Source organism: Bacillus sp. TH22 (genome assembly GCF_016651015.1).
Classification (GTDB): domain Bacteria; phylum Bacillota; class Bacilli; order Bacillales; family Bacillaceae_G; genus Bacillus_A; species Bacillus_A mycoides.
The window spans coordinates 1-23,721 of the sequence record NZ_JAEKER010000001.1; the positions used below are offsets into that span (position 1 = coordinate 1).

Genomic DNA, 23,721 nt, shown 5'->3' on the forward strand with positions numbered 1-23,721 from the left:
CAGATTATGTTGATATTCCGTATAAATAATATCATTACATTAATTTTCTTTCGGAAGTACAATTCCTTTATACAATTGAACTGTAATCAAATAGTAAATCGAGTAAATCACTACGAAAATAATAATTGGTAGCCAAATACGAAAGTACGGATCAGCCAAAAGAACGCTGAACATGTTCATACCAACTAATACGTGAACAATACCCACAATTGTTCGGGACTAAAAATATAAAGAATAACTCCTTATAAATCGATTGTATTAATAACTCCCGGCGAACACCGATTTTACGAAGCATTTGATAACGTGTACTATCTTTGGATGCACCGGATAGAATTTTAAACATTAAGCAGCTTGCCATCATTGCTAAAAATGCAACTCCAACGAAAAAACCCATAAACATTAGTCCGCTGGCAAAATCATGACTCACAATATACGCTTGATACTTACTATCCAATTCTTCCGCTTTCACATTTTTATATTTTGATATCTGTAATTCATCAAGTTTTTTCCATTCTTTTATGTATGATCCAAAATCATCTGTTTTCCCCATAAACACAGTACTTTCTTTACCCTTCAACCCATCGTATATGTTTTGATTTACAATTTTCATTTCATAATCAGGATATAAATAATTTGGCTGGATCGTTCTGAAAGCCTGGATCCATTGTTTTGTGTCGGTCTCTCCTTTAACCCATTTTATTGAAAATGCACCAATGGGTAATCCTTCTGAAACTTTTTCTATTTTCATACCTTGCAAGAAAGGGCGATTTTTTTCTAAATCTTCTTTAAGATAATAAACATACCTATCATCAACTTTGTAATGATATTCAAATTTTTCTTGAAATAAGATACCACCCAAAATTTTCTTTTCTTCCGCTGTTGGATTATGAATGACTGAATCGTAAATTCGCATTTGATCTGTCATTTTTAGGATGTTGTTTTTAAATGCCATACCACAAGCAATTCCACCAGCACCAAGAGCCACTAAGATTGCTACTGTTGCAAGCACATTTGTTAGACCATTAATGCGGAAATTTAATTGTGCAAAAGTAAAAGCATTAAGGCCTTTCTCACTACGTTTTTTATTACTCTTTAACTTGTTTATCATAACTGGGAGAAGTGATCCAAATATAAGGTAAGTACCAATGGTTGCTGTGATTAATCCAACGGCCATTAATCCCAAAGCAATTAGCGGATTTGCATATGACATATAGATCAGTGATGCATAACCAATACCCACTAAAAGAATACCAAGGAATGCAACTACAACGGTCATTTTTCCTTTTACGGCGACACGTTCTGTTTGTGCATCTGCATGTACAAGTTGCAGTACAGAAATACGCGATAATTTAATACTATTCATAATTGCTGATAATATAAATAGTGCAAAGAAGAAGACGCAAGTAATAGTTATTGATGGCAGATAAAATGCTTTATAACCTTCACCAGCAAACTCGAGTTGTTTCATTAATAATTGACCGATACCTTCTGCAAGTCCTACACCAATTGTAATCCCAATCACAAGAGAGACCGTACCTAATACGATTGTTTCGATAAACATAAGTAAGGTAACTTTATGCTTTTTTGCTCCTAACATCATATACATACCAAATTCTTTTTGACGAAGAGCTGATAAGAAAGAGTTTGCATATAAAATATAGAAAAATGTGATAACCGCTAACAAAAAGGAACCAATTTTAAATACAGACACAATATCCCTAATAGAAGAGTTAGATTCAAGGAACGTTTTATTGGATGCTAGCGTTTGAAACATATAAAAAGTCGAAATAGAGACAATAAGACCAACAAGTAAAACAATATAATCTCGCAACTTACTTTTTAGGCCTGACATGGAAAGCTTAAATAACATGATTGAACTTCCTTCCTTACGCTTTTTGTGTGCCTAAGTTTGCAAGCACATCTAAAATTTCTTTATAGAACTCCTCACGTGTACCACCGCGATGAATTTCTTTATATAGCTCACCATCTTGGATGAATAAAATACGCTGACAGTAACTTGCACTGTACGGATCATGTGTAACCATCATGATAGATACACCTTGTTCTTTATTTAAGTTTGTCATCGCATCCAGTAAACTCGTTGCATTTTTAGAATCAAGAGCTCCTGTTGGCTCGTCCCCTAAAATAATTGCTGGTTCATGAACTAACGCACGTGCTGCTGCCGAACGTTGCTTTTGTCCACCAGACCAGATACTTCAGATGGATACTTTTGAAGTATTTCTGTAATTCCTAACATACCCGCTACTTTCTCGACTTTGGGTCCAATATTACGTGATGGAACACCTTGAAGAGATAGTGGAAGTGCGATGTTTTCATAAATAGACAGGTTTTCTAACAAGTTAAAATCCTGGAAGATGAATCCTAATTTTTGCGAACGGAAATCAGAAAGCTCACCTTGCTTCATTTTCGTAATATCCGTTCCTGCAATTTCAACAACGCCGCCTGTCGCTTTATCTAACGTTGAAATCACATTTAATAATGTTGTTTTACCAGAACCAGATGGCCCCATAATACCGACAAACTCCCCCTCTTGAATTGAGAATGATACACCTTTTAACGCGTACGATTGATTCTCACCTTTTTTACCGTACAATTTTTGAATGTTTTTTACATCTACAACTGGTTTTATCATATATATCCTCCTATGTTTGCTTTTTCATTTCTTTAAAATAAGCTGCTATTCATATTTGCTACTAACAAAATAGTCATGTTGCATTTACCTTTTCCATAAGGCTGTCACGATGTATCCAATTGAAAGCTGTAAAGAAAATTTTATTTTTAATTTCTCCACTCACCTCATTGCTTTGAATACATACATGATAAACTATGAAAATTAGGAAACACCCTGTAAAATCCTTAAGAATTCTTAAGTTTTATAAAAAAAAGCTTATGGAACCTGTAATTCCATAAGCCAATCTATTTGATTGGATGTTCAACAATAAAGGATATCCAACCTTCTTTATATTCTGCATGTATATTACCATGATGAAGTTCAACAATTCTTTTTGAGATAGCAAGTCCCAGTCCATTTCCTTGATCATTTTTTCTTGCCTTATCACCCCTGAAAAATCTTTCAAACAATTTATTAGGGTCGCTAACAGGCGGCTTCTCGACTTTATTTGATACTTTCAAAATTGCTTTGTTACCTATTAATTCAAGACATACGGATAATTCGGAAGGTTTCATGCTGTACTTTATCGCATTCATAAACAGATTTTCATATACACGTACCATTTTTTCTACATCCATGAAAATAGGTATTGTTTCTTCCGGTATTGATTTTTGAACGATTAAACTTTCCTTTTCAAATATAGGAATGTATTCTCCAACTATTTGCTCCAACAAACCTGATAAATCAACTTCATTAAAGTTTAACTTAGCATCTATGCCTGATAAACGAGTATATTCAAATAGCTCATCAATTAAATATTTCAGTCTCTGTGACTTTGAATAAGTGGTTTCAAGGTATTCCTGTAATTGTGTTTTACTGTTGTATTGCCCTCTTTTTAATAAATCTATATAGCCAATAATAGATGTTAACGGTGTGCGTAAGTCATGAGATACATTGGTTATAAGTTCATTTTTTGTACGTTCTAATCGTCTTTCTTGTTCAAATGTATTTTCCAATTCCTTGGACATATAGTTGATATTTTGAGCAAGTTGGGTCAATTCGTCCTTCCCCTTAATCCCAATTGTCAAACCCAGTTTTCCATTTGCAATATCATTTACATTATCCGAAATGAGCTTCAAATATACTATTTTCTTTCGAACCAATATCAAAAAAATTATTATAAAGTTAAAGATTGCGAACGCGAATAAGAACAACAATGCCAAATTGAATTCAAACATACCAAATTCTTCGTGTTTTACAAAAAATGGATCTATGACGTATGCCAAAATGAGGATTGTTAAACCAAATGAAATAAAAAAACTAACTGCAACAGCACCAAGAAGTTTTATAATGATCTTATTTCTAAAACTAACATTTTTCATATTTTATATCCAATTCCCCAAACAGTTTTAATATAAATAGGATGTTTAGAATCCTCTTCAATTTTGTCTCTTATTTTTGTAATATGCACCATGACGGTATTATCCGATTTATAAAAAGCATCTTTCCAAACTGCTTCATATATTTTTGCTACACTCAGGACAATCCCTTTGTTACGGGCAAGTAGTTCGAGTATATCAAACTCTTTTGGAGTTAGCCTTGTTTCCTTTCCCCTTACCCATACTTGACGTGTATCTGTATTCACGGCTAAATCACCAATTTCCAGGATACTTTTATTATGATCTATTGACGTATTGTATTTTTTAAACCTTCTTAATTGGGATTTTACCCTAGCGATTAATTCCAATGGGTTAAACGGTTTTGATAAATAATCGTCGGCACCAGAGGCTAGACCCTGAATTTTGTCTATATCCTCTGATTTTGCAGATAGCATAATGATAGGCATATTGCGGTCTTCCCTAATCTTCATGCAAGCTTCAATACCATCCATATCCGGCATCATAATATCTAAAATAATAAGATCAAACTCCTTTTCTTCTAACAGTTGTAAAGCTTCCATAGCATCTTCTGTTTTTTGAGTTTTCAGTCCTTCATTTTCCAAATAAACAGAGATAAGATTTCTAATCTCTTTATCATCATCAACAATAAGAATTTTTGACTCCATATGATTCCTCCACATTTTTTCTCGTATTGAACAACTAAAGACATAAGCAGGGGAAACATTTCTATCTTACTTTCTTCAAATTAATTCTTTCAATTATTTTGTCTCCAATAAACCTTGAATTTGGAAGGGCTGCAACAACTGATTTCTAGTTCATTATATACATAAAATAAGAAAGTTAACTATTTTCATACTTAACCCCTCACAGGTTTGAATTCATAATCATACACTAGCATCCAAATCTTAAGAAAAAGGGGGAAAAGTTCTTAAGAATTCTTAAGCTTTCTACAGCATTTTGTCATAAGAATATGTGGTGAAAGGGAAATTAAGTTGTCTTAGTTTAAAAAAGGCAGAAAGGATAATGAATTGAATGGATAAATGGGAATGTTTAAAGCAACAAATAAAAGAAAAGTATAAAAAGCATAATGTAGATAGGCCCTTTGTTCTTGCGATAGATGGTTTAAGTGGTGCTGGGAACACGACACTAGTACATCAACTAAAAAATATCTTAGATGATATAATAATTATCCATATAGATGATCATATTGTTGAGAAAGCTAAGAGGTATAATACAGGGCACGATGAATGGTTTGAATATTATCAGTTACAATGGGATACTAATTATCTAAAAGAACACTTATATGACAAATTGTATCAAAATGAAAAGTATCTATCTTTGCCATTTTACAACAAGGAAAAAGATACATTTACACAGAGAACGATAAAGATAACATCTAAAAGTATTGTAATTATTGAAGGCATTTTTCTTTTGAGGGGAGAATGGAAAATATTTTATGATTAGGTAGTATTCTTAGATTGTCCTAGGGATATAAGATACGAGCGTGTACTTCATCGTGATACATACATAGGGGATTTGGAAGAGCGATTAAAGAAATACCAAAATAGATATTGGGTAGCAGAAGATTATTATTAAAAAAGCAACAGCCTTTAGAATTTGCTCATTACGTTCAACAACTAGAGGGGGCTAATTAATAATTATTCGCTATTCTAAAGAATAACCGTATTCAAATTTCATTATTTAATGCTTACAAAAAGAGCACTAAAAATCAGTGCTCTTTTTTATATTTAATTGGGGGTCTCATCGCATGTCTATCAAGCTAATATTTTGAAGTATCCCAAAACGAAAATTTTATATTACTACAACAGTTATTTATGAGAATTTAGGTCATTTTTTTCGTTCTGGGGAATAATGAATTTCTTAGCTTGATGGTGATGGGGTAATACCCCAATAGGGAGAATATTGTATTAGGGGGAGGAATTTGACGTGTGTTATTTATGAGAGGCTCATTGTACATATACATGTGTACAATGATTGGGACATTCATATTTCTAGAAAACTTGAAAAAATGTCTTGATAAAATGGCAACCGTTTGCTAGTATGCCAGAGCAGTTCGTCTGCATTAAAGAAATGATACAGGAGCAAACGAAAGTCCCGCGTCCAATTTTAACGCAAGATGCAAAAGAAAGGATTGAAAATAAGCTGTTAATTTCATATTTAGGTGAAGAAGAGGTTTTACTTACATATTATAAAGAGGGCTATCTATATAAAAATTACATAACAGTAGCTGATATAAATCCATTAAATAAGACGATTACTTGTACCGATGCTTTTCATAATCAAAGGATGTTTAAGTTTGTTGATGTAATTGAAGTGAATTAGAGGGGGAGAAATAAAAAATCATCTCTTCCTAACTTAATTATATCATGTAAATCAAGTTCGAAATAGACTGTTTATTCTCATTTACTACTGCTACAATCAAGAACACACACATAGTAAGGAGAGATGTTACATGAGTTCTTTCGTTCTCGATTTTCAGGAAATAGAAAAAACGCAGCTTTCACTTGTTGGCGGAAAAGGATTGAATTTAGGGGCATTATCAAACATTCAAGGTATACAAGTGCCAGAAGGTTTTTGTGTTACAACGGTAGGGTATGAAAAGGCCATCGAGCAAAATGACGAGCTTCAAACTTTGTTGCAGCAGCTAACAAAGTTGAAAATGGAAGAGCGATCCCAAATTGGTGGAATTAGTAAGAAGATTAGAGACGTCATTATGGCAGTAGAAATCCCTTCTGAAGTAGTGGAAGCGGTAGCTCATTATCTCTCACGTTTTGGAAATGAACATGCGTATGCCGTGCGTTCTAGTGCTACGGCTGAAGATTTACCGTATGCCTCATTTGCTGGTCAACAAGATACGTATTTAAATATTATCGGAGAAGAAGCGATTTTGCAGCATGTAAGAAAGTGCTGGGCTTCTTTATTTACAGATCGAGCAGTCATGTACCGCATGCAAAATGATTTTGAACATAATCAAGTTTCTATATGTGTTGTCGTTCAAAAAATGGTTTTCCCTGAGGCTTCGGGCATTTTATTTACTGCTGATCCGGTTACTTCTAACCGAAAGGTAGTATCAATCGATGCCAGTTTTGGACTTGGTGAGGCGTTAGTATCAGGACTGGTCTCTGCCGATAATTATAAAGTAAAAGAAGGCAAAATTACCGGAAAGATGATAGCAACTAAAAAATTAGCTATTTATGCTTTAAAAGAGGGTGGAACGGAGACGAAACAGGTTGATCTGGCTCAGCAAAAGCTTCAAACATTGTCTGAACAACAAATTTTACAACTAGCACAGATTGGAAGACAGATTGAAGCTTATTTTGGTTGTCCGCAAGATATTGAATGGTGTTTAGTTGATGATACATTTTATATTGTCCAAAGTCGCCCAATCACGACTTTATATCCAATACCAGAAGTAAATGATGGGGAAAATCATGTGTATGTATCGGTTGGTCACCAGCAAATGATGACCGATCCCTTGAAGCCATTAGGAATGTCTTTATTCCAGTTAACATCTTTTGGACAGAGGTTTCAAGCTGGAGGAAGGTTGTTTGTTGATGTTGCACAAAGATTGGCTTCGCCTACTAGTAGAGAACTTTTATTAAATATGATAGGGAATTCGGAACCGCTTATTAAAGATGCATTAACGACTGTAGTCGAGCGAGATGATTTTATTACATTGTTACCAGATGATGAAAAAGAAAAGAGTGTTGGTAAAAGTGGACCACCTGCAAGTTCACAACCAAAAATCGAAAACAATCCAGCGATCGTTACGGATTTAATAAAGATGAATCAAGCATCAATCGAAGAGTTAAAACGAAACATGCAAACGAAATCAGGGGTGGATGTACTTGATTTTATTTTGGAAGATATGCAGCAATTAAAGAAAATATTATTTCATCCGCAAAGTATGGCTGTCATTATGGCAGGTATGGATGCTTCAACATGGATCAATGAAAAAATGGAGCAATGGTTAGGCGAAAAGAATGCAGCAGACACACTTTCTCAATCAGTACAAAACAATATTACGTCTGAAATGGGGCTAGCATTACTCGATGTTGCTGATGTGATTCGGCCATATCCAGAAGTTATTGCGTATTTACAACATGTAGAAAATGATAACTTTTTAGATGAATTCGTTCAATTTAAAGGCGGGGAAAAAGCTCGAGATGCCATTCTAACTTTTCTAAATAAATACGGAATGAGATGCAGCGGAGAAATCGACATTACGAAAACGCGCTGGAGTGAAAAGCCAACAACCATTATCCCAATGATTTTAAATAATATAAGAGACTTTGAAGCTGGCGCTAGTAAACGGAAGTTTGAAGAAGGGTTGCAAGAAGCTTTGCAAAAAGAAGAAGAGTTAGTAGATCGATTGCAGCATTTGCCGGATGGTAAACAAAAAGTAGAAGAGACGAAGCGAATGATTCGTAACATCCGGAATTTTATCGGTTATCGTGAATATCCAAAATACGGTATGATTAATCGCTATTTCATATATAAGCAGGCAATATTGAAAGAAGCCGAGCAACTCGTGCAAAATAAAGTTATTGATGAAGTAGAAGATATATACTATCTAACTTTTGAAGAACTTCACGAAGTTGTCCTTACGAATAAACTAGATTACGAGCTTATTCATAAACAAAAAAATGATTACAAATTATATGAAAAACTAACGCCTCCACGTGTAATGACGTCTGATGGAGAAATCATTACAGGTAAATATAAACGAGAAAATCTTCCGGCTGACGCGATTGTAGGTTTGCCTGTTTCTTCAGGAGTGATTGAGGGGAGAGCACGCGTTATTTTAAATATGGAAGATGCGAATTTAGAAGATGGAGATATATTAGTTACTGCCTTTACTGACCCTGGCTGGACACCGTTGTTTGTGTCTATAAAAGGGTTAGTCACCGAAGTTGGCGGATTGATGACACATGGAGCAGTTATTGCACGTGAATATGGATTACCAGCAGTCGTCGGGGTAGAGAATGCTACGAAATTAATAAAAGACGGAAAACGAATTCGGGTACATGGAACAGAAGGCTATATTGAAGTGTTGTAATGAAATAAAAGATCATCCGCTATTATAGTGGATGATCTTTTATTATATAGCGGACTTATTTCTTTAAACCAGCCGCATAAAAAGGTCCATGAACTGCGATTGTTGATAAAATACGAGCAATCTCCTCAGGTGTTTCTTTTTGTCCATTATTTAACCATTGTTGAATGACACCTATATGAGCAGATGCCATATAAGAAGCTAAGTATTGGCTTGGGACAAGTAAATTCTCCTTATTAATGAGAGGACCATTCGTATCTTCAAATAGTGTTTTCCACATAAAGTCTTTCAGTTTCGTTTGGAAAGATAAATCTCCTTTTGGGCTTAGTACAGCTTTCATAAAATCACTATTTTCATTTAGAAATTCAAGAATAGAAGCGATAAGTATAAATGGCATTGTTGGGGAAGGGCTTGATCCAAGATCAGCAATAACTTCCGGTAATCTCTGTTTAGCAATGCTAGAAAATTCATACATAATTTCTTCTTGGCATTTTGTCATTAAATCAAATTTATCTTGGTAATGTGTATAAAATGTACCACGATTTATGTTTGCTTTCGTAGTAATATCTTTCACTGTTATGGCGTCAAAACCTTTTTCCTCAATTAATTCCACTAATGCATTTCGTATGGCAGTTTTCGTACGAATAACACGTAAATCTAAATTACTATCGCGCAAAGTATGTCCCTCCTTAATTTTAGCCAACACATTTCAAGGATGTGTCTTATAACCGACACATTCACGATTTTTGATTATTGTATAAGGTTCAACTCGAACATATAATTCAAATATAAATAAACAACACGTTGTTGGTTATTATAAATCAAATTAAAGGAGGAGAAAAGAAAATGTTTAAAAACAAACTTTTATTGTTATCTCCAGTTATTGCACTACTTGTTGTTTTTATTTTTTCATTAACATTATTTCCAACCGTTCAACCTAAGCCGAAAAACTTACCAATCGCAATTGTAAATGAGGATCAAGGAGTAGAAATTCCGAATCAAACGAAGATGAATATGGGGAAAACAATTGTTGATAATATGAAAAAGACATCAAAATCAGAGGAAGACCCTGCGGTAAAGTGGGTAGAAGTGCAAAATAAAGAAGCAGTTCAAAAAGGCTTAAATAATCAAGAGTATTATGCAGCATTGGTTATTCCGAAAGACTTTAGCACAAAACAAGCATCATTACGAACACCACAGCCATCTTCGCCAGAGGTAGAAATATTCATCAATCAAGGAATGAATACAGCAGCATCAACTATGGCAGGACAAATGTTAAATGCGATCGTTGATAATATGAACAATACTGTTCGTACACAACTATTAGAAGGATTGAAAGCAAAAGGAGCTACATTAACAGCAGACCAAGTTTCAAATGTAGTAACACCTATTACGAAGAAAGTGACAAATGTGAATGAAATCGGCAAAAATAGTGCGAACGGTAACTCGCCAATGTCTTTATTCCAGCCGTTATGGATTGCAAGTTTAGCGAGCGCAGCAATTATCTTTATTGCGATAAGTAAAACGCAAGTGGGTACAAGAAAAGAGAACTTCGTATTGAAACTAAAACAAATAGTAACAGGAGCAATTGCTACACTTGTAATTGGATTTGGTCTTACATGGATAGCTGATGGAATGGTAGGATTAAATATCCCGAATTTCACGGATACGGCTCTGTTCTTATCCATTACTTCTTTTTGTTTCTTCTTAATGATTTCTGCGGTGCTTTCATTAGTTGGTTTAAAGGGAATCGGGTTATTTGCACTGTTACTTTTCTTTGGTGCACCGCTATTGGCGCTAGCACCTGAAATGATGTCTCCATTTTATCAAGACTGGGTGTACGCATGGTTGCCAATGCGATTTATGATTGAAGGGCTTAGAGAAATATTCTTCTTTGGAAAAGGATTAGCTTGGAATACTCCTCTTACTGTACTCGTTTGGATTGGTGTAGTAAGTATGGTTATCATACTTGGAACAGCTTTAAAGCGTAGTGTAGGAAAGGAACATAAAACGGAAGTAAATGCTTAAAAAATAGTCGAGGAAAAACCGTTTCACTAGTAGTGGAGCGGTTTTTTGTGGGGAATTACAAGGAAGGTTATATAGTAAATATATATAAGATGTAGTAATTACTTACGTTATATAATGTATTAAACAGAACAGAAAATATAAAAGAAAGGAGCAAACAAATGAAAAGAGGAATTACAGTAGATATTCCAAATGAAAATGATAATTTACTTTGGAAAGTGTTAAAGCCGATTGATATTTCTTCATTTGATTGGTGGGTGGGGAGTGAGGAGTCATACTTAGTAGCACGTGGTGGATTGGATGAGGCATTATTTCCAGAAGAACCAAGTATAGTGGAAGGATTAGATTTGAAAAGATTATTTAAAGACAATATATATTATGTTATTTTTGCAGATTTAAAAGCGTATCCAAAAGGAGGGAAAGTAGTAGATATTGAAACATATGAAGAATTTAAAGAGAGTAAGTGTGAATTAGTTTTACTAGTTGCGGATTGTACATACGTCACAGTTTACGCTAAAGACCAAGAAGCGATTGAATTGATGTATGAAAACGCAATTGATCAAGGGTTTTATGTTGAATATGTTACAGACGAAAATGACGGTAGAACGCGTTTATCCGTGTGATAGGTATATAAAGGGGGAAGTAAATGAATTATATTAATGCTGATTTAGTTAAAAGGTTAATAAGGGCACAATTTCCAAAATGGGCTCACTTAGAAGTGAAACCTGTAAAATTTAGCGGTCATGATAATAGAACGTTTCACTTAGGGGAGGAGATGAGTGTAAGATTGCCAAGTGATGCTGCATATGCACCGCAAGTAGAGAAAGAAAATAAGTGGTTACCTATATTAAGTAAGGAGCTTTCTTTACCGATTTCTACACCACTTGCGAAAGGAAATCCATCTGAATCGTATCCATGGCCTTGGTCTATTAATAAGTGGATAGAGGGGGAAACGGTTACGAAACAAAATGTCCGTGACTTAAATGAATTTGCGGTGGACTTAGGAGCATTTTTAATAGAGTTACAATCAATTGATGTGAGTAACGGGCCATTAGCTGGAGAACATAATTTTTACCGAGGCGGACTTATATCTGTATACGATGAAGAAGCGAGAGTGGCTATTGAAAATAATAAGGATGTTTTTGATGAGACATTGTTAAAGCATCTTTGGGATTTAGCACTTAGGTCAACATGGGATCGCAAACCAGTTTGGGTTCATGGAGATGTAGCGCCAGGTAACTTACTTGTTAAAGAAGGAAAACTTTGTGCCGTAATTGATTTTGGTATTTTAGGAGTAGGAGATCCGGCTTGTGATGCAGCGATGGCATGGACATTTTTTGATAAGAATAGTAGAAACGTATTTAAAGAAGTATTGCGCATAGATGAAGGAACGTGGAATAGAGCGAGAGGATGGGCACTTTGGAAGGCGTTAATTACATATGATGCGAATAAGACTAGTAATAAGATAGTGGCAGAAGAATCTTATCGTGTAATTCAAGTAATTGTGGATGATTATAAGAGGTAATAGAAAAAGCTTATTTTGATTGTATATTTCAAAATAGGCTTTTTTGCATGATTAAATATTCAGAATTAAAAGAAGGGATCTGGCGTTATTATACATAATATTTAGATAATTGGAGGTGTCGAATTTTGAATGAAATTGAATTAAAAAGTAATGTAATTAAGACAGGGCGAGAGAGGGGGATTATACTTCGGTTTATACTCGCAAGTTTAGTAGGTGTGTTTATGTTTTTCGTACCAGTTACGATAAAAGGTGCTTCGTCTATTATGATTGATCATATCGTATCGTGGATAAGAGCTACGGTTCCTTCGGTAGTACCTTATTATGCACTGCTTGTTATGGTAATTGGTGCGATTTATCCATTTTATACGAAGAAGTGGAATGCATCTATCGTAGACATTTGTTTTTCTTTATTAAAAGTAGTTGGTGTTGTTTTTGGCATATTATATTGTTTGAAAGTAGGACCAGCTTGGTTCTTTGCGCCAGATGTTGGACCGTTTTTGTATGAGAAGTTAGTTATATCAGTAAGTTTACTCGTTCCAATTGGCTCAGCATTTTTAGCGTTATTAGTCGGGTACGGATTGCTTGAGTTTATCGGCACGTTTTGTCGTCCAATTATGAGACCGTTATGGAAAACACCTGGGCGATCAGCAATTGATGCGGTTGCTTCCTTTGTAGGAAGCTATTCGTTAGCCTTATTAATTACGAATCGTGTTTACAAAGAAGGAAAGTATACGACGAAAGAAGCAGCAATTATCGCTACAGGTTTTTCTACAGTATCTGCAACATTTATGATCATCATCGCAAAAACATTAGACATTATGCATTTATGGAATGTTTATTTTTGGACTACTCTTGTTGTAACATTCATCGTGACCGCTATCACCGTAAGAATCCCGCCTCTTAGTAGAAAACCAGATACATATATTACGAAAGAAGGGTTCCCAGAGCCCGTTTATAAAGAGAAAATGTTAGAGCGAGCTTGGGAAGATGCATTAGAAGTATCGAAATCTGCGCCAAGTATTATGAAAAATATCGCAGTGAATTTAAAAGATGGATTTATAATGACGATGGGGATTTTACCATCTATTATGTCAGTAGGATTAATTGGTATCGTCTTGGCAAAGTTTACGCCAATATTTGATTGGATTAGTTATATTTTCTATCCATTTACATGGTTACTGCAGCTTCCAGAAGCGGAACTAGCTGCAAAAGCAGCATCAGTTGGTATTGCAGAAATGTTTTTACCTTCTCTTTTAGTTGTAAGTGCACCACTCGTGACAAAGTTTGTTATTGCGGTTGTTTCGGTATCATCTATTTTGTTTTTCTCCGCTTCAATTCCTTGTATATTATCAACAGATATTCCGTTAAAAGTATCTGAGCTTATTATTCTATATGTGCAAAGAACGATTTTAACGTTGCTTATTATTACGCCGATTGCTTATTTGTTGCTTTAAAAAGAAAAAGTATTATCAAAAAGGTATAGTGAATGAAAAGGGGAAAGCTGGAAAATTATAAAAAAAGTAGATTTGAAAATTAATATTTGTGATAAAAATATTAGTAATATACATGTGTTATATAAATGTGGGAACAGTTATTTCTGAGTTTTAAAGAGATAAATCTATAAAAAAGAACCCTTCCGTAAAGGTTGGGTTCTTTTTGTTTGTTATTTTTTATTAAAAGCAGGGTGTTCCCAGTATTGGTTAGAAATTTTCGGTAGATTATCATATGAGAAATTATCGAAATTTATTTTATCCAAAGTGTCACGGTTAAGGTTGATTTTCATGACAGTATCTTTTTTCTCGTTACCATAAGCATCAATCAGTGGGTATTTGTAAAAGAAAGTAATTTCACTGATATTTTTTCTTTACTTAAATCTTTTAAAATAGATACTGTATCTGTCCACATACCTTTTTTTGTATAGTTTTTAGATACATTTTCTTTACCTTCAGCGGTAATTAATACAATCTTATCATTTTCGTTTTCTGTTCCTAAATTATCGTTTATTTGGATAGACTCTACTTTTTTCTCGCCAAATTTTTTATTAACAACTTTTTTGACGTTATTTTCGAATGCAGCTGCTTCTTTTTCTTGTTTTTTTAATTCTTCTTGAGCCTTCTTCTCTTGTTGCTCTTGCTTTTTCTTTTCTAATTCGGCTTGTTTTTGTTGTTCTTCAGCCTCTTTTTTAACTTTAGCCTCAGCTTCTTCTTGAGCTTTTTTCTCTTGTTGCTCTTGCTTTTTCTTTTCTAATTCGGCTTGTTTTTGTTGTTCTTCAGCCTCTTTTTTTACTTTATCTTCAGCTTCTTCTTGGGCCTTTTTTTCTTTAGCTTCCTTTTGTTTACGCTCATTTTCTTCTTTTTCTTTCTTTTCGTTTTCTTGCTGGATTTTTTTCTCTTCAGCTTTTTTCTTTTTTTCTTGCTCTTTAGCTAATAGTTGTTCTTCTCTTTTTTTATCCATAGCTAATTTTTCTTCCGGTGTAATAGATTTAGAAGCGAAATAACTAGCGAATATAAACGAAACAAGAATAGTAGGTACTGTAATTAATAATACCCGGGGGCGAGTACGAGTAGCACCCCAACGGATCACTTTTTCCGGCTTAATAAGACCTACCACTAAAGCTACTATCGCACTAATAGAAAGTAGCAAAAATAAAAACATAAATACAGTTAACAAATAAAAACAACTCCTTAAATATATTCCGATATTCAGTATAACAATTATACTGATGTAATTTAAGGGATAATTTGTGGAAAGTAGAAAGAACCTACCAATAAAACGCCTAAACTATCAAATAAAAAGGTGACAAAAAATACTATAGCGTTAAATAGTATTAAAAGTGTTAAAGCTTTCTTGGACCAGATAAAAACAAAGCCTTCGCGGAAATCGTTCCAAAACCCACTGACTAAAGCACCACTTTATCGTAAAACATAGGTTTGTGAAATGTTTTTAATCCATTCGTATTATTAAGTAACGATGTGGTATTACTTTAGTTTTCGAATATTCCTTGACGGGAATATTCCTATTTGGTTATAATCGATTCAACAGGAAAAAAATATTAGTGATGATATTGATGTGTTATAACCGGAGACCATCACTTAACGAGGTGAGTGATATGTCGGGGAAAATTCCGGGCGTGAATATGACGACGTTGAGCGCTTTATCTGAACCGAATCGTATGAATATCGTTGAACTCTTGCGTGACGGTCCCTTAACCGTTGGGGAAATCGCCGAACATTTGGGATTAAGGCAACCACAAACTTCGAAACACCTAAAAGTGTTAAGCGATACAGGGATTGTGGAAGTGCAGGCTGAAGCTAATCGCCGGATTTACAAGCTCCGACCTGAGCCTTTCCAAGCACTTGATTGTTGGGTACAGTCATTTAAGCGTGTGATGGAAGAGAGATTCGATAATTTAGATGAGTATTTGAAGGAATTGCAAAACAAGGAAAAGTCATAAAATCAGTTCATATTTAAGGAGGAATTAAAATGTCAAATAATACAATGGTATCGAGAGTAGAGAACGATCGGGTATTAGTACTGGAGCGCGTTTTCGATGCGCCGCGCGATTTAGTATTCAGTATGTTTAAAGAACCAGAGCATTTGAAACATTGGTGGGGACCAAGAGGTTGGGAAATTCCAGCATGCACTGTCGACTTCCGTCCGGGAGGCGTTTGGCACTACTGTATGAAGTGTGTCAATCAGAACTTGGAGCAATTTTTTGGTATGGAATCATGGGGAAAAGCAGTCTATAAAGAGATTATTGAGCCAGAGAAAATCGTCTACACTGATTACTTTTCAGATGCTGAAGGCAATGTAAATGATTCTATGCCGTCAACCGAGATGACATTGGAATTCATCGATTTAGGTGGAAAGACAAAGCTAATAAACCGTGCTGAATATGTTTCCGAAGAAGCCCTTAAGACCGTTATGGACATGGGCATGCTACAAGGTATCACCGAAACTTGGGATCGTTTGAACGAGCGATTGGAGTCGCTGAAATAGATTTTTGTACCGCAACTTTATTTTCGATGATAATTAGGTGTAAGTGTATGGAGTTTAATAAAAATTGTTTATAAAGGAGCGTTAAAATAAATGATTAATAATGTTGGTCAAATCATGTTGTATGTAAATAACCAAGATGAAGTGAAGGAATTCTGGACAGAAAAAGTAGGATTTATTGTAATTTCAGAGGAAGATAACGGTCAAGGAATGCGATGGATTGAAATTGCTTCAACTAAAGAAGCTGAAACAAGTATTATTCTCCATAATAAGGAGCTAATTGCTAAAATGCAGCCGGAGTTAAATCTTGGCACACCTTCTTTAATGTTCTTTTCAAAAGAATTCGATCGTTTATATAGTGATTTAGTAAACAAAAACGTTACAGTCGGAGAAATTGTAAATATGCCTCCAGGTAGAATATTTAATTTTGCAGATAGCGAAAATAATTATTTTGCAGTAATGGAAAAGAAGTAAATTTCAATTCAATTTATGAGTGCGATGCTTGAATAAAAGGCATCGCACTTTTTATTTTAAAGATATATTTTATTCTTTGATATAAAAATAATTTTATGTTCTTATATAAGGATATAACGGTGATAGAGTGTGATATAGTTACAACAAAGGGGGCTTACAAATGGAAATTATTCACGAAAGAGCAAAGTTACGGTTAATGGATAGCAATGATGTCGAAAAAATGTTTTCAATCGTGGAAGGAAATCGAGATATTTGGGCGTATTTAATCTCTAAAATGGATACTGTTCAAGATATGCAGCAATATGTTCAAAAGGCGATAAAAGCTTATGGGGCAGGGAAGGATTTGCCATTTGTTGTTGTTGATCAAAAGACGAATGAAATAGTAGGGAGTACACGCTTATATAACATTTCAGTTGAAGATAAGACGGTGGAATTAGGGAAAACGTGGTATGACCCGAGTGTGCAACGTACGAGTATGAATACAGAATGTAAGTATATGTTATTACAATATGCTTTTGAAAAATTGCATATGCGGAGAGTACAAATTAAGACGGATGCACGAAATGAAAAAGCACAAAGAGCAATTGAAAGACTGGGCGCAGTAAAAGAGGGTGTGCTTAGAAACGAAAGAAAATTGCCGAGTGGACATGTTAGAGATGCAGTTGTATACAGTGTAATTGCAAATGAATGGCCGACTGTAAAGGAACGGTTATTAGAAAAATTAGAGTCATATAAAGAAAAACGATAATTCATATTAAGAAAGGTGTATTGATCGTCAAGATGAAAAATATACCTTTTTTCTTACAAAATAGTTACTTCTTTTGTTTCATCATTCCATTATGATAAAAAATTCGTTACAATGTAGTTGTATGGTAATAAACTTATAAATTACACAAATGTAATGAAAACCGCAAACGAAAAATGAATTGATAATCCTCAATTTTAAATGAAAACCCTTTAATGAATATATATGATAAGAAAAATTCCTTCTTTTAAACAAATTCAAACAAAATGATTTGATATATACGTTTTTATATAGAAGTATGGATGATGTACGGAGGCAGTTATAAATGAAAGAAAATAAGAAAAGTAAGAAAAGAAGAATCTTGCAAGTATTCTTGCTTATGATTTGTTCTATTATTTTATATGTAAGTTATGCAGCTTACGATATTTGGAGTTATCGCTTTAAAACAGATGATGGTGTGAAGACAGATGCTGGTATCGTGCTGGGAGCAGCTTCATGGAACGGAAAACCATCTCCTGTATTTAAAGAAAGAATTAATCATGCAATTTCCTTATATAAGAACGGTAATATTAAAAAGATTATTTTCACAGGTGGTACAAAGTTTGAGGCAGAGCTTGAGGAAGCGCGTACTGCTAGAGTGTATGCACTGAAACATGGTGTGAAAGAAGAGGATATTCTAATTGAAACAAAATCCCTTTTCACAGAGGACAATTTAAAGAATGCAAAGCAAGTTGGAATAGAGAACGGAATACGCACATATACGATTGTGAGTGATCCACTTCATATGAAACGTGCAATGAAAATTGCAAAACATATTAAAATTGAAGCGTATGCATCACCAACTCCAACGTCAGCGTATAAAACGTTAGATACAGAAATCCCTTTCTTTTTTAAAGAATTATGCTCGTATATTGGATATGTAACCTCTTTGCCATTAAAGGCATTGAAAGGGGATTAATATAAGAAAAGAACCTATCTTTTTTATAGGAACTTTTCTTATTGTTCAAAAGCATTGTATTTTTATCGGAATAGTGAAACAATAGAGGAGTAACTTCATATAATCATAATGACAAAATGAACGGTTTATGAATCGGACATAAAGGAGATTATGTATGGCACTCTCATTTGTTGAAACAGAAAAACAATCTTTAGTTATTGAACAAATAAATAAATTGATTCCGAAGTTCATGGAAAGGGAGCATCAACTAAGTGAATTAGGATCATTTCCGTATGAAAATATTAATAATTTGAAAGATATCGGATATACGAAATTAACGTTGCCAAAAGAATTGGGAGGCAATGCGATTTCTTTATATGACTTCGTTTTATTTCAAGAGAAAATAGCAGAAGGCTGCGGTGCTACCGCATTATCGATTGGATGGCACCTTGGCATTGTAAAGGAATTAGCTGAAAATCGTTCTTGGAATGAGGAAATGTTCACTTGGTTTTGTGAAGAAGTACGTAATGGTGCGCTTTTTAATCGAGCAGCGACAGAGCCGAATACAGGTAGTCCTACTCGCGGCGGGAAACCAGAGACGTTAGCTGTCAAAAAAGGTGAGAAGTGGATTATAAATGGAAGAAAAACGTTTACGACAATGGCACCAGTACTTGATTATTTTATCATTTCAGCAAGTATTGAAGGCCAGGAAGATATCGGAGAGTTTGTCATTCCAAAGAATACGCAAGGCGTGACAATTGAAGAAACGTGGGATAGCATCGCAATGCGAGGAACTGCGAGCCATGATCTCGTTTTACAAAATGTAGAGATACCAGATCGCTTTTTCACTGATATAAAGGGTTCAAAAGTTAAAGCTAAGGGTATTGGCTGGTTGCTACATATACCAGCATGTTATTTAGGAATTGCACAATCAGCAAGAAATTATGCAGTTCAGTTTGCGGTATCATACAAGCCAAACAGTTTAAATCATTCTATAAGTTTATTACCGAATGTTAGAAGGTTAGTTGGAGAATTAGAACTTGAGCTTATGCAAGCTCGTGTCTTTTTATATCAAATTGCGAAAAAATACGATGAGGCAGAAGATAAATTATCATTGCAAGCCGAACTAGCAGCTGCAAAATATGTTGTAACGAACGCGGCAATATCTATTGTAGATAAAGCAATGCGCATCGTAGGCGCGAAAAGTTTATCAGAAAAAAATCCGCTTCATCGTTATTACTTAAACGTCAGAGCAGGACTACACAATCCGCCGATGGATGATGCAACACTATCTATGCTGGCGGATGCGGCGTTTCGGTCGTAGATTTTTTAAACTTACATTTTATTATTTATGGACAATATAGTTGTTTTGAAAGCACGTGTTTGATTAGTAATCGAACACGTGCTTTTTATGTGTACGACGTACCAAATTGAGATGTAGATTTTTAATATAAATGGTTATCATGATTTGGGATTGTTATTGGCTGAAAGAATATTTATTGCAATGTTAGTTTGGCAACTTTTAATCCCAAATTAAAGGTCTTTCCAAGTTTATCATTCGTAAATATTGTAAAAATTGACCTGCATGGACCGCATCATGATAGGCAATTCGTAATAGCATGTCGCCTAAATATCTTTGATAGCCAACATCGCTTCGATCAATAAGTCTTGAGTCTAGCTCTGCTATGCTTATTGATTGAACATATTCTATGAAGTCAGTAAAGTATGATTGTGCCAATTCAATTTCTTTTTTTACACAAGTAATTGGCTCGTCATCATATGGGATATGTATGTCATTTATTGAGCCATTGTTTTTTAAAATCATATGATAGTAAAAAGTTGAGCTCCATACATGACGAATTATCTCACCAAAAGACATAGCCTCATTATCAGGCTTCCAATTAAGAAAATCATCGGGAAGAGAATTCCATAATTTTTCTGAGCGCCTTCTCGTTTCTTTCAAATTTAATATACTAAGATCAATTGCATTCATAATAAATTCTCCTTTACTATTAAACTTAAAATAATTGTATCAATTTAACAGTTAGGGTATCATCGAAATATGAATGTCTATCCGAATATCTCATATATAGCTAAACTAATTGCTGAACCTACAAGAGCAATCATCTTAGATTGTCTAATGAATAATCAGGCACTACCTGCTAGCGAATTGGCTTATATGGCAAAAGTGTCACATCCAACGATTAGTTCTCATCTTTCTAAATTAGTAGAGGGGAATCTACTTACAGTTGAACAACATGGTAGACATCGTTACTATCGACTTGCTAATCAAGAGGTAGCAGAAGTTATTGAAAAGTTAGGGACAATCGCACCAACAGTTGAAGTTCGCTCTTTAAAACAATCGGGTCAACTAAAACAAGTTCGCTATGCTCGAACTTGTTATGATCATCTTGCAGGCAAACTCGGTGTAGAGATAGCTGAAAAATTACTAGATAGGGAATTTATAATTTTAGAGGACGGAGAATATATTGTAACGGAACAAGGTAAGGATTGGTTTCTGAATTTTGGAATAAATATTGATAAGGCCGATATAAAAAGGAGGGTATTTGCAAAACCTTGTCTTGATTGGAGTGAACGACGCTACCATATTTCTGGTTGGTTAGGATCTGCAATAGCAAAACTGTTTTTTGAACAGGAATGGATTACAAAAATGGATAAGAATCGAGCCGTTCATCTTACAAAAAAAGGTGTAAAGTTATTGGAAGATCAATTAGGCATTGATATGAAAACTGAGGAAAGAAACGCTTGAAATTATAAAAGTCCGTCAAAATGACGGACTTTTTCATTGGGTGAGTTTAGATTCGATGTAAGTAAGTATTAGACTGAAATATGTTTAAACATCCATCTTCACTTTTAGCGATATACTCTCCATTATATTACTTTTTGCATTATTCCGGTTGCACCTCAAGCCTCATACTACTCTCAGATCCATCTTCATTATAAGCGGATAAATAATAGTACCCTGGCTCAGGAGAGGTAACTAATGAACGCAAAGTAAATGTTTTACCTTCGTTTGGTTTTATTGTATGTCTTACTAGTTTCTCTTCATCTTTTGATTTGATTGAATATGTAAATGCATTTGTACCGGTATTTTCAACTGTGACTTTTAGGTCACCGAGACCACTAAAGTCAAATCCAGTACCCATGTCCCCGCGGAATGTATGTGAATTATTAAATGAAGACGAATGAAATGTTTGGATTTCTTCTTTATTACCTGATGAAAGGGTAATAGTTTCTTTTTCTATACTTGAAGGTGAGGAAGCTAGTTTTGTAGTTTGCTTTGTTAATAAAGTAATCGCGCAAAGTGATGCAATTACAATAAATGAACTAGAGATAACGAACCGTTTTTTTGTAAGAATCATATATTCATCTCCTTTTATAGGGATATAAGAATGTGTAATTTTAAGAAAAACATAACATATATGATATTTATTATCAATTCAATAAATCTTTCTTTTCATTCTTCTTTTTATAGTTTTATAGTGGAATGCTATGTTTCTTATTTCACCTACTGTATAATAAGAAAAAAGTACGAAAAGAGGTTATCTCATGCTAGAGGTTATTGCAACTTGTTTAGAAGATGTGAAGCGAATTGAAAAGGCTGGTGGAAATCGAATTGAACTCATTTCATCATATACAGAAGGTGGTTTAACACCGAGTTATGCTTTTATAAAAAAAGCAGTAGAAGCAGTGCAAATACCAGTTCATGTTATGATTCGTCCGCATGCGAAGTCTTTTACATATACGGAAGAAGAAATCGAAATGATGAAAGAAGATATTGTAGTTGCTCAAAATCTTGGAGCTGCTGGTGTTGTATTAGGTGTATTAAACGTACAAAATGAAGTTGATGAAGAGAAATTAGTAGATTTATTATCTGTTGTAGATGGAATAAATGTAACGTATCATCGTGCGATAGATGATACAGAAAATCCAGTAGAAGCGATGAAAGCTTTGAAAAAATTCAATAAAGTTACTCACGTGTTAACTTCAGGCGGACAAGGAAATGTAGTAGATAATATTCCGGTGCTTCGAGAGATGCAGAAGGAAAGTGAAGGGAATATACAGCTTGTTGTCGGAAGTGGAGTAACGAAAGAGAATGTAAAGCAATTGCTAGATGAAACTGGAATTTCTCAAGCTCATGTCGGTACAGCGGTAAGAGAAGGGAAATCATGTTTTTCTGAAATTGATCCTAATTTAGTACAAGAATTAGTTCAAATCATAAAATAAACACGTAAGAAAGAGGAGAAACGATGAAGGAAAATACGAAGAAAGAATTATTCTCATGGGCTAAAACGATAGGATTTACACTTGTATTAATCGCTATTATTCGCGGTGTTTTATTTACACCTTCATTAGTACAAGGGGAATCGATGATGCCAACTTTAGAAAATAATGAGCGAGTTCTCGTGAATAAGATTGGTTATAGTATAAGCGGGTTAGATCGTTTTGACGTTATCGTCTTCCACGGAAAAGAAGGGTACGATTTAGTAAAACGAGTAATTGGTTTACCAGGTGATACAGTTGAGTATAAAGATGATGTTTTATATGTAAACGGAAAAGCGATGGAAGAACCGTATTTAAAAGAATTTAAAGAAAAGGCGTCTGGTCGTGTATTAACTCCTGATTTTACGTTAGAACAAATCACAGGGAAAACGAAAGTGCCAGAGGGCCAAGTGTTTGTTTTAGGAGATAATCGTGAAGTATCTAAAGACGGTCGTATGTTTGGATTTATTTCAGAAGATGAAATTGTCGGAAAAGGACAAGCTGTTTTCTGGCCATTGAAACAAGTGAGAGCGTTATAAAGTAAAGCAAAAGTATGGGAGAAATATTCTTCCATACTTTTTTGTTTGTGAAAAATATATTGATAGAATTGAAAGAATATTTTATAA

22 protein-coding genes and 2 pseudogenes are annotated in these 23,721 nt (G+C 34.4%); 16 read left to right on the top strand and 8 right to left on the bottom strand.

The window, feature by feature from the left end; all coding sequences use genetic code 11:
- Positions 1–39: 39 nt before the first annotated feature.
- The 4 genes and pseudogenes from JFU18_RS00005 to JFU18_RS00020 form a co-directional block, all read right to left on the bottom strand.
- A pseudogene (locus JFU18_RS00005) lies at positions 40–1,870 on the bottom strand (FtsX-like permease family protein).
- 16 nt (positions 1,871–1,886) lie between these two features.
- Positions 1,887–2,653: pseudogene (locus JFU18_RS00010) on the bottom strand (ABC transporter ATP-binding protein).
- A gap of 284 nt (positions 2,654–2,937) precedes the next feature.
- Positions 2,938–4,014: a HAMP domain-containing sensor histidine kinase gene (locus JFU18_RS00015; RefSeq protein ID WP_201034026.1), complete on the bottom strand. Its 1,077-nt coding sequence runs from the start codon at positions 4,012–4,014 to the stop codon at positions 2,938–2,940.
- A complete protein-coding gene (locus tag JFU18_RS00020) occupies positions 4,011–4,697 on the bottom strand; it encodes a response regulator transcription factor (RefSeq protein ID WP_201034025.1) in 687 nt (228 codons plus the stop codon). Before JFU18_RS00020 ends, JFU18_RS00015 begins: the two co-directional genes overlap by 4 nt.
- A gap of 367 nt (positions 4,698–5,064) precedes the next feature.
- On the opposite strand from JFU18_RS00020, the gene JFU18_RS00025 reads away from it, so the two are divergent.
- The 3 genes from JFU18_RS00025 (at position 5,065) to ppsA (ending at position 9,112) form a co-directional block, all read left to right on the top strand.
- The gene (locus tag JFU18_RS00025) at positions 5,065–5,496 is read left to right on the top strand and encodes a nucleoside/nucleotide kinase family protein (protein ID WP_307838349.1); all 432 of its coding nucleotides are present in this window, start codon (positions 5,065–5,067) and stop codon (positions 5,494–5,496) included.
- A 597-nt stretch (positions 5,497–6,093) separates the two neighbouring features.
- A complete protein-coding gene (locus JFU18_RS00030; protein ID WP_113709907.1) occupies positions 6,094–6,375 on the top strand; it encodes a YolD-like family protein in 282 nt (93 codons plus the stop codon).
- Between the two features lie 130 nt (positions 6,376–6,505).
- On the top strand, positions 6,506–9,112 hold the full coding sequence (gene ppsA / locus JFU18_RS00035; protein ID WP_201034024.1) for a phosphoenolpyruvate synthase: 2,607 nt from the start codon (positions 6,506–6,508) through the stop codon (positions 9,110–9,112).
- Between the two features lie 55 nt (positions 9,113–9,167).
- On the opposite strand, the gene JFU18_RS00040 is transcribed toward ppsA, so the two are convergent.
- Positions 9,168–9,785 (bottom strand): TetR/AcrR family transcriptional regulator, encoded by a 618-nt coding sequence (locus JFU18_RS00040; protein ID WP_002084688.1) that lies wholly within the window; start codon positions 9,783–9,785, stop codon positions 9,168–9,170.
- 170 nt (positions 9,786–9,955) lie between these two features.
- On the opposite strand from JFU18_RS00040, the gene JFU18_RS00045 reads away from it, so the two are divergent.
- The 4 genes from JFU18_RS00045 to JFU18_RS00060 all read left to right on the top strand — a co-directional run bounded on the left by JFU18_RS00045 (position 9,956) and on the right by JFU18_RS00060 (position 14,113).
- Complete coding sequence (locus JFU18_RS00045) at positions 9,956–11,137, top strand: YhgE/Pip domain-containing protein (protein ID WP_201034023.1); 1,182 nt, start codon at positions 9,956–9,958, stop codon at positions 11,135–11,137.
- Positions 11,138–11,295: 158 nt separating this feature from the next.
- Positions 11,296–11,757, top strand: coding sequence for a DUF2691 family protein (locus JFU18_RS00050; protein ID WP_201034022.1), 462 nt, complete (start codon positions 11,296–11,298; stop codon positions 11,755–11,757).
- Positions 11,758–11,780: 23 nt separating this feature from the next.
- Complete coding sequence (locus tag JFU18_RS00055) at positions 11,781–12,659, top strand: aminoglycoside phosphotransferase family protein (RefSeq protein WP_201034021.1); 879 nt, start codon at positions 11,781–11,783, stop codon at positions 12,657–12,659.
- Between the two features lie 125 nt (positions 12,660–12,784).
- Positions 12,785–14,113: a YjiH family protein gene (locus JFU18_RS00060; protein ID WP_201034020.1), complete on the top strand. Its 1,329-nt coding sequence runs from the start codon at positions 12,785–12,787 to the stop codon at positions 14,111–14,113.
- A gap of 364 nt (positions 14,114–14,477) precedes the next feature.
- Here JFU18_RS00060 and JFU18_RS29680 read toward each other — a convergent pair whose 3' ends face one another.
- A complete protein-coding gene (locus tag JFU18_RS29680; RefSeq protein WP_242488445.1) occupies positions 14,478–15,329 on the bottom strand; it encodes a hypothetical protein in 852 nt (283 codons plus the stop codon).
- A gap of 439 nt (positions 15,330–15,768) precedes the next feature.
- Between JFU18_RS29680 and JFU18_RS00075 the strand changes: the two genes are divergently transcribed.
- The 6 genes from JFU18_RS00075 (at position 15,769) to JFU18_RS00100 (ending at position 20,135) form a co-directional block, all read left to right on the top strand.
- Positions 15,769–16,113, top strand: coding sequence for an ArsR/SmtB family transcription factor (locus tag JFU18_RS00075; protein ID WP_000014568.1), 345 nt, complete (start codon positions 15,769–15,771; stop codon positions 16,111–16,113).
- Between the two features lie 29 nt (positions 16,114–16,142).
- A complete protein-coding gene (locus JFU18_RS00080; RefSeq protein ID WP_002013656.1) occupies positions 16,143–16,658 on the top strand; it encodes an SRPBCC domain-containing protein in 516 nt (171 codons plus the stop codon).
- Between the two features lie 90 nt (positions 16,659–16,748).
- Complete coding sequence (locus tag JFU18_RS00085) at positions 16,749–17,129, top strand: VOC family protein (protein WP_201034019.1); 381 nt, start codon at positions 16,749–16,751, stop codon at positions 17,127–17,129.
- Between the two features lie 160 nt (positions 17,130–17,289).
- Positions 17,290–17,877: a GNAT family N-acetyltransferase gene (locus JFU18_RS00090; RefSeq protein ID WP_201034018.1), complete on the top strand. Its 588-nt coding sequence runs from the start codon at positions 17,290–17,292 to the stop codon at positions 17,875–17,877.
- A gap of 322 nt (positions 17,878–18,199) precedes the next feature.
- Positions 18,200–18,832: a YdcF family protein gene (locus JFU18_RS00095; protein ID WP_002033016.1), complete on the top strand. Its 633-nt coding sequence runs from the start codon at positions 18,200–18,202 to the stop codon at positions 18,830–18,832.
- Positions 18,833–18,986: 154 nt separating this feature from the next.
- Positions 18,987–20,135: an acyl-CoA dehydrogenase family protein gene (locus JFU18_RS00100; protein WP_201034017.1), complete on the top strand. Its 1,149-nt coding sequence runs from the start codon at positions 18,987–18,989 to the stop codon at positions 20,133–20,135.
- 198 nt (positions 20,136–20,333) lie between these two features.
- Here JFU18_RS00100 and JFU18_RS00105 read toward each other — a convergent pair whose 3' ends face one another.
- Entirely contained in the window at positions 20,334–20,804 is a 471-nt protein-coding gene (locus JFU18_RS00105) for a DinB family protein (protein ID WP_201034016.1), read from the bottom strand.
- 69 nt (positions 20,805–20,873) lie between these two features.
- Here JFU18_RS00105 and JFU18_RS00110 point away from each other — a divergent pair, with 69 nt between their 5' ends.
- Positions 20,874–21,581 carry an ArsR/SmtB family transcription factor gene (locus tag JFU18_RS00110; protein WP_201034015.1) on the top strand — a complete coding sequence of 236 codons (708 nt, stop codon included), beginning with the start codon at positions 20,874–20,876 and terminating at the stop codon, positions 21,579–21,581.
- Positions 21,582–21,720: 139 nt separating this feature from the next.
- Here JFU18_RS00110 and JFU18_RS00115 read toward each other — a convergent pair whose 3' ends face one another.
- Complete coding sequence (locus JFU18_RS00115; RefSeq protein ID WP_201034014.1) at positions 21,721–22,194, bottom strand: hypothetical protein; 474 nt, start codon at positions 22,192–22,194, stop codon at positions 21,721–21,723.
- A gap of 187 nt (positions 22,195–22,381) precedes the next feature.
- On the opposite strand from JFU18_RS00115, the gene JFU18_RS00120 reads away from it, so the two are divergent.
- Both JFU18_RS00120 and lepB read left to right on the top strand, forming a co-directional pair.
- Positions 22,382–23,059, top strand: coding sequence for a copper homeostasis protein CutC (locus tag JFU18_RS00120; protein ID WP_201034013.1), 678 nt, complete (start codon positions 22,382–22,384; stop codon positions 23,057–23,059).
- Positions 23,060–23,082: 23 nt separating this feature from the next.
- Positions 23,083–23,634 carry a signal peptidase I gene (gene lepB, locus JFU18_RS00125; RefSeq protein ID WP_002013664.1) on the top strand — a complete coding sequence of 184 codons (552 nt, stop codon included), beginning with the start codon at positions 23,083–23,085 and terminating at the stop codon, positions 23,632–23,634.
- Positions 23,635–23,721: the final 87 nt, after the last annotated feature.